At 44.3% G+C, this 13,412-nt stretch carries 13 protein-coding genes; 4 read left to right on the forward strand and 9 right to left on the reverse strand.

The genetic code is table 11. From position 1 onward, the window contains the following. Positions 1-232: 232 nt before the first annotated feature. Both BK820_RS01495 and rimI read left to right on the forward strand, forming a co-directional pair. The gene (locus BK820_RS01495; RefSeq protein ID WP_071319888.1) at positions 233-1,114 is read left to right on the forward strand and encodes a metal-dependent hydrolase; all 882 of its coding nucleotides are present in this window, start codon (positions 233-235) and stop codon (positions 1,112-1,114) included. Between the two features lie 104 nt (positions 1,115-1,218). After that, positions 1,219-1,677, forward strand: a complete 459-nt coding sequence (gene rimI, locus BK820_RS01500) for a ribosomal protein S18-alanine N-acetyltransferase (protein ID WP_071319889.1) — start codon at positions 1,219-1,221, stop codon at positions 1,675-1,677. Positions 1,678-1,710: 33 nt separating this feature from the next. Here rimI and BK820_RS01505 read toward each other — a convergent pair whose 3' ends face one another. The 3 genes from BK820_RS01505 to trxB all read right to left on the reverse strand — a co-directional run bounded on the left by BK820_RS01505 (position 1,711) and on the right by trxB (position 4,325). Beyond that, complete coding sequence (locus tag BK820_RS01505) at positions 1,711-2,526, reverse strand: arginyltransferase (protein ID WP_071319890.1); 816 nt, start codon at positions 2,524-2,526, stop codon at positions 1,711-1,713. A gap of 21 nt (positions 2,527-2,547) precedes the next feature. Continuing rightward, the gene (gene aat, locus BK820_RS01510; RefSeq protein ID WP_071319990.1) at positions 2,548-3,279 is read right to left on the reverse strand and encodes a leucyl/phenylalanyl-tRNA--protein transferase; all 732 of its coding nucleotides are present in this window, start codon (positions 3,277-3,279) and stop codon (positions 2,548-2,550) included. 83 nt (positions 3,280-3,362) lie between these two features. Next, positions 3,363-4,325: a thioredoxin-disulfide reductase gene (gene trxB, locus BK820_RS01515; protein ID WP_004811157.1), complete on the reverse strand. Its 963-nt coding sequence runs from the start codon at positions 4,323-4,325 to the stop codon at positions 3,363-3,365. 261 nt (positions 4,326-4,586) lie between these two features. On the opposite strand from trxB, the gene BK820_RS01520 reads away from it, so the two are divergent. After that, positions 4,587-7,730 (forward strand): DNA translocase FtsK, encoded by a 3,144-nt coding sequence (locus tag BK820_RS01520; protein ID WP_071319891.1) that lies wholly within the window; start codon positions 4,587-4,589, stop codon positions 7,728-7,730. Positions 7,731-7,794: 64 nt separating this feature from the next. Here BK820_RS01520 and BK820_RS01525 read toward each other — a convergent pair whose 3' ends face one another. The 6 genes from BK820_RS01525 to yihG form a co-directional block, all read right to left on the reverse strand. Next, positions 7,795-8,082 carry a PA4642 family protein gene (locus BK820_RS01525; RefSeq protein ID WP_004893317.1) on the reverse strand — a complete coding sequence of 96 codons (288 nt, stop codon included), beginning with the start codon at positions 8,080-8,082 and terminating at the stop codon, positions 7,795-7,797. Between the two features lie 307 nt (positions 8,083-8,389). Next, complete coding sequence (minE, locus tag BK820_RS01530; protein WP_071319892.1) at positions 8,390-8,662, reverse strand: cell division topological specificity factor MinE; 273 nt, start codon at positions 8,660-8,662, stop codon at positions 8,390-8,392. 2 nt (positions 8,663-8,664) lie between these two features. Next, positions 8,665-9,477, reverse strand: coding sequence for a septum site-determining protein MinD (minD, locus tag BK820_RS01535; protein ID WP_004811150.1), 813 nt, complete (start codon positions 9,475-9,477; stop codon positions 8,665-8,667). Between the two features lie 65 nt (positions 9,478-9,542). Beyond that, positions 9,543-10,262 (reverse strand): septum site-determining protein MinC, encoded by a 720-nt coding sequence (gene minC, locus BK820_RS01540; RefSeq protein ID WP_071319893.1) that lies wholly within the window; start codon positions 10,260-10,262, stop codon positions 9,543-9,545. Between the two features lie 157 nt (positions 10,263-10,419). Beyond that, the gene (locus BK820_RS01545; RefSeq protein WP_071319894.1) at positions 10,420-11,487 is read right to left on the reverse strand and encodes a hypothetical protein; all 1,068 of its coding nucleotides are present in this window, start codon (positions 11,485-11,487) and stop codon (positions 10,420-10,422) included. 19 nt (positions 11,488-11,506) lie between these two features. Next, a complete protein-coding gene (gene yihG, locus BK820_RS01550; RefSeq protein ID WP_071319895.1) occupies positions 11,507-12,430 on the reverse strand; it encodes a 1-acylglycerol-3-phosphate O-acyltransferase, YihG family in 924 nt (307 codons plus the stop codon). Positions 12,431-12,680: 250 nt separating this feature from the next. Here yihG and BK820_RS01555 point away from each other — a divergent pair, with 250 nt between their 5' ends. After that, entirely contained in the window at positions 12,681-13,334 is a 654-nt protein-coding gene (locus tag BK820_RS01555) for a YiaD family glycine zipper/OmpA-like lipoprotein (protein WP_071319896.1), read from the forward strand. The last annotated feature ends 78 nt before the right edge of the window (positions 13,335-13,412 follow it).

Genomic DNA, 13,412 nt, shown 5'->3' on the forward strand with positions numbered 1-13,412 from the left:
TATCTCGCGTTACTGCATAATCACTGATTGTGTAAAAAAAGCGTCCCTTTGGGACGCTTTTTTTTGTTTATCTAAAGCGAAAAATAAATTGTCTAACAAAATTAGAGCGCTGTCCTAAAGTGATATTCAGCTGACCTTAACTGCAATGATGTCAAGCAGATAACTGAGTAAGATACCAATAAGAAAATAGAAAAATATGGCCGGGTCGAGAAGATCTGTCAGGAGGCGTTATATGAATGCTGAAGTAAAAATTACTCATCGTGCCGGTGCAAGTTTTCCTGTACGTCGAATGAACTTTGATTTTGAACAGGTTCCAGAATATTGGATGAATGGTTCAGCCGGGCTGACTCATTTTATGACAGCATTGTCTGCCTTGTTTCCCGCAGGTGAAAAATTCTTTATCGACAGTGTGCGTGCGGTACGTAATCATCCCAAGCTTAAAGACAATGAAGCACTGCAAAAAGAAATCTCTGCTTTCATTGGGCAAGAAGCGATGCATACCCAAGAACATGTCGGCTTCAATGCCTCAGCGCAAAAATACGGCCATGATGTTGATACCTTGGATCTTTATACCGATAAAGTCATTCAAACAACCCGTAAAGTCATGGCAAAATTAGCCAAGCCTGTGGGAATTACTCAGGAAATGGTAGATTTGACTGCAACGACCGCACTTGAACATTTTACTGCGACTATTGCCTCTCAGTTGCTGACCAATAGTCATATTCAGGAACTGATGAAAGATGACACCATGAAAACCATGTGGTTGTGGCATGCCATTGAAGAAAATGAGCATAAAGCTGTGGCCTATGACGTGTTTGAAGGCGTGTTTGGAAAAGGCTTAAAGTCATATCTGTTACGTACCAGTTCAATGGTGATCGCTATGGTGACTTTGTTCTTTGTACAAAGCTATTTTGTCATGCGTCTGCTGAAGGAAGATCGTCAGTTAAACCTGGAATCCCTCAAGGACATTTACGAATATGGTTATAGTCCGTCCAAAGGTGTAATTACTGGTATGGGGCGTGAAATGGCGATGTACTTCAAGCCGGGTTTTCATCCAAATGACCATGACACACACAGTTTGCTGGCACACTGGAAAGGCAAACTTGGTCTTTAATCTGACACTAAAATAGGGCGATTGAAATCGCTCTTTTTTTTACTCGATTTTCAGCATAAAGTTTCTATAATGCGCAGGAGATTTTTATTGATAGATGAACGAACATGATTCGTTTGATGCAAATAGCAGATATAAATGCGGTCACCCAGATTGAGCAACAAGTGCAATCTCATCCTTGGACCAGAACCCAGTTCGAGGAAGCCGTTAGTGCTTATCAGAGCACTATTATTGAATATGCAGGTAAAGTGGTGGGCTTTTGTATTTTGCAACCGGTACTGGATGAAGCCAATTTATTACTCATGGCAATTGACCCAAGCCAGCAGGGTAAAGGTCTTGGTTTTCAGTTGCTAGAAGAATCTATCCAGTTACTGAAAAATAATCCGGTACAGATTTTCCTAGAAGTACGTGAATCAAATACAGCTGCAATTCGTCTTTATGAAAAGGCTGGTTTTCACCAGATTGACCTGCGCAAGAATTACTATCCAAACTCGGGCGGTGGTCGTGAACATGCCATCATTATGGTGAAGGCATGTACGGACGACTTTGCCAGTCTGTTTAAATAAATCAGATTAACACTCCTTTTAGTGACGACCATCTTACTTGATGATGGGATTATTCCATCCGGAGGGTAGGGTCGTCATCAAGGAGTTTCCCAAGTGTTCAATCTCCGCCGCATTGAGCGAGCGGTTTAATCGACGCCATTGGCCATCAATCAGCAATTCAAGCGGCAGGTATTGAGACTTGTAATTCATCTTGCTGGAATGCGGGACCCAGTAACCCAGATAAATAAAAGGCAGCTCTAATTTCTGAGCATGTTCAATCTGTTTTAGAATTGCAAAAACACCGAGTGAACGTCGATTTTCATCCGGATCAAAGAAGGTATAAACCGCAGAAATTCCATCGTCGAGCAGATCACAGGTCGATACACTAATCAGCCGGTTATCTTTCCAGAGTTCCAGGAAAAAGCTATCGGTACAGCTTTGCAACAAAAACTTTTCAAACTGATCCCGGCTTGGTGGATACATATCGCCATCGGCGTGGCGTTCATTGATATAGCGTTCATACAGCGCATAGTGGCTATCATTTGCTTGCTGCGGTGCAGTAATGCGCAGGCTTAAGTCCTGATTTCTTTTCCATGCCTTTTTTTGCGAACTGTTCATGCTGAATTCACGCACGGGTACACGAGAGGAAAGGCATTGACGGCACAGGTGACATTCAGGACGATACACAAAATCGCCACTACGGCGGAAACCGGTACGGGATAATTCAGAAAGTGTCACCACATCTATGCGATGTGAGGGATCGAGAAAAACCATACGTGCAGACTTATTGGGCAGATAGCTGCAATCGTGTGGCGGGGTAATATAATACTGTAAATCGTTCAGTAGGGATTTTGGTTGATAGGAGTTCATGACAAATTCCCTCTGTTATTTTCATTCATTTAATCGCGCGTTTAACGCTATTGTTTTACTTGAAAATACACCCTCCTGATACTTTTGCCAATTGATAGGTGGGCGTTTTATCACATCCTGTAACGAATTAAGATACGCTTGGCGAGAAATTGTACTGGCACCAAGGCTCAGCAGGTGGTCATTGACCAACTGGCAGTCAATCCAGGGCAGCTGATTTTCCTGACCAATCAGCATTAAGGTATAAAAGGCCATTTTCGAGACATCGGTCTGGGTGCTGAACATGGATTCACCAAAACAGCCCTGTCCAATGGTGATACCATATAATCCGCCCACCACTTGCTCTTCATCCCAGACTTCAATGCTATAGCCATAACCGGCTTCGAACATATCACAGTAACCCTGAATAATATCTTCGCTAATCCAGGTGTCATCGGCATAAGCACGAGGCAGTGAACAGGAACGGATAACCCGTTCAAAAGCATGATTCACAGTAATTTTATAATCATACTTTTTCATATTTCGAACCAGCGATTTACTTGGATGATAATCCTGTGGTCGGATAATGCAACGTGGTTCCGGGCTCCACCAGCAGATTGGACCACCTTCGGAGAACCATGGAAATAGGCCATGTGAATAGGCTTCAAACAGGGTAGATGGAGTGAGATCGGCGCCAATACAAATCAGTCCTTCTCCTTCAAGATCCACTTCTACAGGATTGGGGAAAATGAACTGTGAAGGAGGAAGATGTTGCATGCTTGAACCTGGTTTTAGAATCATCAGTATTTATCATACATAAAAAAACCGCCCAAGATGGACGGCTTTCTCATTTTCGCTGCTTAGTCTAACTTGCCCATCGCATCGAGATATTTTTCTGCATCCAGTGCGGCCATACAGCCCGAACCTGCAGAGGTAATTGCCTGACGGTATACGCTATCCGCAATATCACCCGCAGCAAATACGCCAGGAATAGAAGTTTGCGTTGCATTGCCCGCAGTACCGCTTTGCACCTGGATATAACCATCACGAAGCTGTAATTGACCTTCAAACATGCTGCTGTTTGGCTTATGGCCAATCGCAACGAACATGCCTGAAACTTCAACTTCTTGAGTCGAATCATCTTGAGTTGATTTCAAACGTACAGAAGTTACGCCTGCTTTGGCATCACCCAGAACTTCATCTACTTGATGATTCCAGATGATGCTGATTTTGCCTTCTTTCTCTTTTTCAAACAGATGGTCCTGAAGAATTTTTTCAGAACGCAGGCTGTCACGACGATGTACCAAAGTTACGTGAGATGCGATATTTGACAGGTAAAGCGCTTCTTCTACCGCAGTATTGCCACCACCGACAACCATGACTTTCTGGTTTTTATAGAAGAAACCATCACAGGTCGCACATGCGCTCACGCCTTGACCCATAAATGCAGCTTCAGATTCAAGACCCAGGTATTGCGCAGTCGCACCGGTACAAATGATCAAGGCGTCACAAGTGAACTCTTCCATGTCACCTTTTAATACGAAAGGACGTACGTTCAGATCTACTTCATTGATATGGTCATACACGATTTCAGTACCGAAACGTTCCGCATGCGCCTGCATACGTTCCATCAATACTGGACCAGTCAGGCCTTCAGGATCACCTGGCCAGTTGTCCACTTCAGTCGTCGTTGTCAGCTGACCACCAAGTTGCAGACCTGCAATGAGTGTCGGTTTTAAGTTTGCACGCGCTGCATACACAGCGGCGCTATAGCCAGCAGGGCCGGAACCTAAAATAATCAGTCTTGAGTGACGTGCGCTCATCGGGCTATCCTTTTTGTATTTAGAAATTTATTGAATTATACGTGAAACTGTATAACAGTGGTGTGAGATTAAAGTCGATATTATTGATCATCCAAATCGATTTGAGCTATATAGAAGTGATAAAGAACAAGACCTATGTGCAGTTGCACAATACTGCATCTTTTTTCGTGTAACAGGTGCATAATAGGCATTTTATTGCGTCGTTTTTTTGAATCATAATAGCAAAAGAACATTCATGAAGAATTGGCTACAGGACAGTATATGACAACGGTGTCGAGTGCTTATGCACAGCGCTTAGTAATGACATTATTTTTGGTCTCATTTGGGATCTATCTGTTTCTTGCAACAGTGACCTATACACCATTTGACCCGGGGTGGATGCACATTTCCAGTGACACCCAGACGGTTTCAAATGCCAGTGGGGTTGCAGGTGCATGGATTTCAGACTTACTGTTTGGTTTTCTGGGCTGGGCGAGCTTACTCATTCCATTATATCTGTTCGTAGAAGCGGTACAGGTGTGGTGGCCACACAGCTTCCTGAACCGGCCATTCCGTTATGCAGCACAATTCTTCCTGTTACTGACCACTTCTGCCTTACTGTTCCTGTTCTGGGAAGTTCCTGCTGATACACTGGATAATTCGTCGGGCGGCATTATCGGTTATGAATTAGGTCAGAGTCTTGAACAGCTATTGACGATATACGGTGCGGCAGTGTTTCTGGTGGGTTTATGGGTCATGCTGTTTACCTTGGCCTTTGGCGTGAAATGGAACAAGACCTGGAGCAGCCTGAAAGCAACGCCTGCATATTTACAGGATCTGTTTTATCGTAATGTCCCGGAAGGGGAGGGCGAGTTTGATCGCTCTATGGCAGTTGCCAAGAAAGATATCGCCAGCAGCCCTGCTAAAAAGAGCATCTCAACGCCGGTGGTTCCTGTACCTGAGCATGAGCCTGTAGAAATAGATCCCGTAGTTCGTGACCATGTAGCCGAGCGCCTGTTTGATGACATTGCTGACCGTGAATTCAAGGCGCAACAGAAAAAACATATTGAACCTGAACTTAGTCCGGAAGATGAAGAATTTGAAAAAACGCTGGAAAAAGCGCATCGCCTGATTCAGGATCCAGATCGCGTAATTACCACGGGCGAAGTTTGGCGTGCCTTGCATTCTGATGAGGATCAGCGCCATAAACAGGATATCGATGCTTTATTAAAAGCAGCGGAAGAACAACAACGTACCCCTGCAGCCCCTACAACAATTGCTCCAATTCAGGAAATCAAGGCACATCTCAAAACTGAAACACCTGTACCGTCTGTGACGACGAAAAAAGGTCTGGATTGGGATGATGATGAAATCTTTGATGAGCTATTGGCAGCTGTACCGCCGGGTAAAACTGCGACGGATGTGCATAGTCCATTTACTGCGCAAGCAGCTACTGAACAGCCAACCTTAAGAATTGTCGAAGACTTGCCCAAAGGTGCGGCAGCGACTGCAGCTGTGGCAACAGGCATCAGTATTCCACCGGTTTCTACGTCCGCAATATGTAACACGGGGCTAGAAACTGATTTTGATGATCTGGATGATTTGCTGGTCGAGGATATTGAGCCAGAAAAGCCAGCCCGTGCTTCCAGCTATGCGCAATCTTCCGCTTTTTTACAGGCACCGATTCAGCATCAAGGCATAGAAGTTTCTGCACCTGAAAGCAACTCGACTGCTCAGACAGCTCTTCAACAAAATACAAATCAGCACAATACTATTGATGCAGTGAAAGCGGCATTATCCAAAGAAGAATTTATTGAAGCATGGCATGAAACTGCAGGCGCTCCTCAAGAAGAAGATGAATTCGATTTTGATGCTCCACTGACTGACTCGATGGGTCGTCCATTGTCACGCGCCATGATGGTGGCTGAACGCCGTAAAGATCTTTCGCCATTACCAGGTCTGGAACTACTGGATGAAGTTGATCCGAACAAGAAAGTCAATTTCACCGAAGAGCAATTATCACGTCTGTCTGAATTACTAGAAATCAAACTACAAGAATTTAACGTCAAGGCCAAAGTGGTTGAAGCGCAGCCTGGCCCAGTGGTCACTCGTTTTGAACTGGATCTGGCACCAGGTGTAAAAGCCTCTAAAGTAACCAATATTTCCCGCGACCTGGCGCGTTCCATGTCGATGGCTTCGGTGCGTGTGGTTGAAGTGATTCCAGGAAAGCCATATATCGGGATTGAAGTACCAAACAGCACCCGTGAAATGGTACGCCTGATCGAGCTGGTTAAAACGCCGAAATTTGAAGATGCAAGTGCCATCCTGTCGATGGCGATGGGTAAAGATATTTCTGGCAATCCGGTGATTACTGAACTTGGTAAGGCACCGCATATGCTGGTTGCCGGTACAACCGGTTCTGGTAAGTCGGTTGCAGTAAACTCGATGATTTTGTCGATGCTGCTCAAGTACACACCTGATCAATTACGTCTGATCCTGATTGATCCGAAACAGTTGGAACTCGCAAACTATAACGATATTCCACACCTGTTGACGCCTGTCGTCACGGACATGAAAGATGCAGTCAGTGCACTGAACTGGTGTGTCAATGAAATGGAACGTCGTTATAAGCTGATGTCCTTCCTGAAAATTCGTAAGCTAAGCGACTACAACCGTAAGGTTGAAGAAGCCATTGCCAATGGTGAAGATCTGTTTGATCCAACCTGGAAAGCCAGTGAATCGGTGGCAGGGGAACGTGCACCACGTTTGACACCATTACCATCGATTGTGATTGTCGCGGACGAGTTCGCAGATATGATCATGCAGGTCGGTAAAAAAGCGGAAGAAATGATTACTCGACTGGCACAGAAATCTCGTGCTGCGGGGATTCATCTGTTACTGGCAACTCAACGCCCATCGGTGGATGTGATTACCGGTCTGATCAAAGCCAACATCCCAACACGTGTAGCACTGCGTGTAAACTCGAAAATCGACTCGCGTACCATTCTGGATGCAGGTGGTGCAGAAGACCTGCTTGGTCATGGTGACATGCTGTTTCTGGGGCCAGGTAAGATTGAGCCTGAGCGTGTGCATGGTGCCTTTATTGCCGATGATGAAGTTAACCGTATTTGTGATGCCTGGCGTGAGCGTGGTGCACCGAACTATGTTGATGAAATTCTAACTCCATTTGATGAAGAACCAACAAGTCGTGGCTTTGAAGATGGTGGCGATAGTGCTTCTGACCGTGATCCACTGTATGACCAGTGTGTGTCTTTCGTACTGGAAACTCGTAAGGCATCTACATCATCGCTACAGCGTAAGTTTAGCCTCGGTTATAACCGTGCTGCCCGAATCATCGACCAGATGGAAGAAAATGGTGTGGTGAGCGCGATGGGCGCGAATGGTAAGCGTGAGATTCTGATCTAATTCAGCATCTCCACCAATAAAAAAGCCTGCATGAAGCAGGCTTTTTTATTGCATCAGCAAAGTCTTAAGCGAACTTGGCCAATACTTCAAGGAACTCAGCACTGTGACGCGGGAATTTCGCGATCACGTCATGAATGCGTTCACCTTCAGGGTTAGTAGCATTGATATCACGACCCTCTGCAACGAATTGAGTCAACAGGCGCTCATAGTCAAAAGGACGCATGTGTTTATAAGCATGATAGAGCACATGAAAGTCTGCGTTTACGCCTGCAGGAGGTAATTGAGTGAGATAGGCAAATACACGCTCATCTGACCATTCTTCGTTAAACGTTGCCGGTTGAGACAATGCCATCACAAGCTCCTTGATATAATTTTCGACATGAAAAAGGCAAAATTTGAGTACGCAAGTGACAAAGTATTTTTAATGTTCTCTGTCTACCTTGAAGCTAAACTTCGGATCTTGTGGTTAGGTAAAGTAAACTTTGTATCACCAGTCCACTCGAAGCATCGCTTCTCGTTTTTCGGTTGTACAAGTTAAATACTTGGTAGATCCCCTCCACTCGAAGCAAAGCTTCTCGTCTTGCGACTGAACAAAGCAGTGCTTTGTTCAGTCTCATATTTTGCCTTGAATCAATTTAATTGACTAATCAAAAATCAAATTATCGTTCTTCAGGTAAATTGATATTCATTTCAAGCATTTCAATATTCGCTTCAGAACGGACCTGCATTTGAATATGCTGTTCATCTACACCGCGAACATAACGATTGACCACCTGCATGATTTCTTTCTTCATCATGTCAATCTTGTCCTGGCTTAAACGACGTCCCAGACCCTGTTCAGATGCAACAATTACCTTTAAACGGTCTTTCGCGGTTTGTGCGCTAGACGGTTTATCTTCACTGCTAAAAAGCTTACTCCAGAATCCAGCCATGCTTATGCTCCAAATAATCGAGCTAACCAGCCCTTTGGTTTCACTTCAATATGACGGTAAGGACGCTCTTCACCCAGGAAGCGTGCAACCAGGTCATCATAAGCCTGACCTGCAGCAGAAGCAGTAAAGTTGATAACTGGCTTGCCTTCGTTCGATGCTTGCAGGACACTTGGACACTCAGGAATTACACCCAGAGTTGGCACACGTAAAATATCTTTAGAAATGTCATCAATGGTCAACATTTCCTGTTTATCCGCGCGTTCAGGATTGAAACGTGTGATACACAGATGTTTACGGATGCGGCCTTCATTTTGTTCTACTTTTTTAGTCTTGCTGTCGAGCATACCAATGATACGGTCAGAGTCACGTACTGAAGAAATTTCAGGGTTAGTGACAATGATGGCTTCATCAGCATGGTACATGGCCATGATGGCACCACGTTCGATCCCCGCAGGTGAGTCACAAATAATGTAGTCAAATTCCTGCGACAGTTCATCCATTACACGTGCAACACCTTCATCAGTGAGGGCATCTTTATCACGTGTTTGAGACGCTGGCAGAATATATAAGTTCTCAATATCCTTATCGCGAATAAGCGCTTGTTGTAATCGCGCTTCGTTATTTAAAACATTCACAAAATCATAAACAACGCGGCGTTCACAACCCATGATCAAGTCAAGGTTACGTAAACCCACGTCAAAGTCGATAACAACAGTTTTGTGGCCACGTAGGGCTAAACCTGTTGCAAAAGATGCACTTGTTGTAGTTTTACCTACACCACCTTTGCCTGACGTTACGACAACAATTTTCGCCACCGAATCCACTCCTGTTATGGTTTAAATTCCCTATTTAACATAGGGTTTTGGTGTTTATTTATACATTAAAATTCTAGAGCTTCAAATACAAGCTCTAGTTGATCATTCAAGTAAATATGCACAGGCTTTTTCACCACATGCGGTGGAATGTCGTCTGCAACACAATAGGTACCTGCAATCGAAATCAGTTCTGCTTCCAGTGCATGACAGAAAATGCGTGCTGCAGTATTGCCACCTGCACCGGCAATCACACGACCACGGGCACTGCCATAAACATGAATATTGCCAGAGGCAATCACTTCTGAACCGCTGTTAATGCCAGCACTGATAATAATGTCGCCATGATGCTGCACAATGCACTGGCCAGTACGCAGGATTTCATCATGGTAAGAAGTCACATGAGCAATGACAGGTGCTGCCTTAACTTCTTCTGTTCCAGCATCTGACTTAACAACTTCCGGTTTGACTTCAATGACCTGTTCTTTGGTTGCCTTGATTTCCTGTAGCTGACGGTCAGGTGGCAATACCGGGAACTGGATTGCACGTGCCTGATCTGCAAGCAGGCCTTCAGTCACCGCCATCGGTTGTACATCCATGCTGATCAACAGCTGGATAAGCGCGATAAGTTCCTGCTCGACAGTACTTTCAATCACCACCAGGGTGCCCGGTGGAAAAGCAGCTTGTAATTTTGGTGCTAATTGCTGGCGGATCGCATCATGATCATTTGTTTCAAGGGTAATGCGAATCGCATTGACCATTCTGCCCCTAATCCGTATATCAGCCATAGTTCTTCCTTAATACTTCTGACTTGTAAATTTTATGTCGAAGTAATGTTGTAAATAGTGCAAATCCTAGAACAAATTTCGTTAATTCTCTAGCGATCCAGGTTATTTTTTTATGCGATCAGATGCCATAAAAAAGCATAGCATTATTCATGCTGAATTAGAGGTATGTTGAACGCTGATTTTGCTCATTTTCTTCCAGAATCTGCTGCCACTGTTTAATTTTGACCTGTTTGCGGATCGCTTCAAGTGTTTCAAAAACAGCCGACTCCACCAGTTTGTCGATGTTTGGATTTTGTTCAATTTGGATCTGACTGATCTTTTCAGAAATCATGGCAAAAGTTGGATTATCTTTACTGTAATCAGTATGTGTAAACGGATCGATCAATCCTTGGGTAATATTTTCTCCCAGACGTTGTCCGATACTCTGAATCTGCTGTTCCATGCGACTGCCTACAATCGGGATTAGGCGTAACAGCCGGGTCAGCTCTGGCGTATCTTCAATGGCTTTATTCACCACCTGACCGACGTTTTTGGAAATCATATAACGTTGTGCCTGTAATTCCTTGCCTAGGGTTTCTTGCAGGATATCTGCCAAGGCAATCGCAAATAATTGACGGTGATGCTCGACCAGGTCATCAATTAGTTGACGGTGCGTGGTACTGGTGGTCAGTTCGCGTTTAATTCCGCCCAGTACGGTCACTACAATACGGCTGGTCAATTCTTCCATAACCAGGTTGTAGTAGAAGTTGCCACGCTTATACCAGCGAGACGGAATCACCTTGAAACCATGGCTATGCAGGTTGTAGCCGATAGCTACTGCGCGGAGCAGACGCAGGAAACGCAGTTGTGGCACGATCGCGAGAATTTCATACCAGTGAATAAACGGAAAGAACCACCAGCGGGCATGATGACGCAAGACTATGGCAATTAACCAGCGCACCAATAACTCTCCAATCAGGAAAGTCGTAAACCAGCCTTCAGTAATGATCACCCAGGGACGCAGTTCAGCCTTATAGAATTGCAGGATTTCAGGCAGACGTATAAAATCGAATAACCATTGTCCGAAGTCGCTCATTAAAATGGCATTGGCACTCAGGCAGAACAGGTTGATGACGATTAACACCATCATAAAGATGTCGTAGGCCAAGGCGACCTTCCAGCCCCAGGTACCTTCACGGAAAAACTTAAAGGCGCTGGAGCTGGTTTTCGGGGGAGTTGGTTTCATAATCTCTCAGATCAGTACATCAGGCTGCTTGAGCCAGATCCTGCTTCATTTTTTCAATCAACTGATCTTTCTCAGTCCAAATTTGATGAACCCATTGCTGGAAACGCTCGCGGTATTCAGCATCTTCTTCATAATTACCGCCCAGTACCCAGTTCGGAATATCAATCTTTCTTAAATCTACCGCAATACGGGGTACTTCGCCTAGCCAGAATTCACCATAACCTGGTATGCCATCCGGATAAACGATAGTCATGTCCACAAAGGCATCAATACGGTCACCCAGAATATTCAGCGCCAGGGCCAGACCGCCGGCCTTCGGTTTGAGCAAATGTTTAAAGGGAGACTGTTGCTGGTCATGTTTCTCTTGGGTAAAACGCGTACCTTCCAGATAGTTGAGCAGGGTAAATGGCTGACTCAGCAATTGCTGGCAGGATTTACGTGCTTCATCCATATCGCGATCTTTGAGTGCCGGATTTTTAGCAATCTGTTCCTTTGTATGACGCTTCATCATCGGAAAACCAAGAATCTTAAATGCCTGTCCGACGAATGGAATAAAGATCAGCTCCCATTTGGTAAAGAATCGAGTTAATGGCATACGGGTTAAGCCGAAGTATTGATTGACGGTAGTATCGACCCAGCTCTGATGATTACAGCTCATCAGGTAGCGGCCCTGCATATTCAGATCCAGAGATTCATCAATGGTAATGGTCCATTGGGTATTTTTAAGGACATTCTCGATTAGCCAGTTGTTTACACCAAGCCAGCTGTTGGTAATCTTGATATTGGTTTCATCAATTTTGGATGACTTTTTGACTAGTTTGGTCAGACCGAGGGCCAGTACTGGCGGTCCATGGAAAAAGGTGCTTCCCGTCATTACTGAAGTCACAGTCAGGCCACGTGCAATTTTTTTTAATATAGGCTGTTTTTTACTTTCCGACGACATATAACCCTGTCCTAAGCTGAAAATCGACTAAATTTTTTCATATTATTAACAATATACGTTTTCAATCTGAAATAGAAAAGTACCGAATGAGAACTATGGAGAAAATGTGATGAAGTTAACCGTTTTGGTTACACATAAACATTACAAATAGTTACGAAAAGATTTATTATTAACAAATCAGATATGGTTATTGATTGAATTATTGACCATTATTCTTCAAATACAACAAAACAAGTTAAGGAGGCATGCGATGCGTGCATTGTTAGTTACAGCAGCAGTAGCAGGGGCGGTAGCACTTACAGGTTGTCAAACTACTGGTAATAACCTCGGTGGTGTTGAGTACGACAAAACAGCTTTGGGTACAGTAATTGGTGCTGCGGCAGGTTATGGTATTTCTAAAGGCAATGCAAACACTAGCCGTCAAAACAACCGTGCAGCGGCAATCGGTGCAGTACTTGGTGGTGCATCGGGTGTTTACCTTGACAATAAAGAGAAAAAATTACGTCAAGCGACTGCGGGTACTGGTGTAGATGTAAACCGTAATCCAGACGGTTCAATCAACCTGGTAATGCCAGGTGCGATTACATTTGATACCAACAAGTCAAATATCAAACCAAACTTCTATGCAACATTGAACAAAGTTGCACAAGTTCTAACTGAAGATAACAAGAGCGGTATTCTTGTGACTGGTTATACAGACAGCACTGGTAACGATTCAATTAACTTGCCATTGTCTCAAGCACGTGCGAACTCTGTAGCAAATTACTTGGCAGGCCAAGGTATTGCACGTACACGTATTAATGCTCAAGGTTTAGGTTCAGCGAACCCAATCGCAGACAACACAACTGCAGCAGGTAAAGAACAAAACCGTCGTGTTGAAATCGCGGTATATGCTGTTCAGTAAGATCTGAATGCAGAAAAGACCACCTTCGGGTGGTTTTTTTATGTCTGAAGTATGACGCAGGAAAATGAATTTTCAATT

It is taken from the genome of Acinetobacter sp. LCT-H3, from assembly GCF_001866125.1.
Classification (GTDB): domain Bacteria; phylum Pseudomonadota; class Gammaproteobacteria; order Pseudomonadales; family Moraxellaceae; genus Acinetobacter; species Acinetobacter schindleri.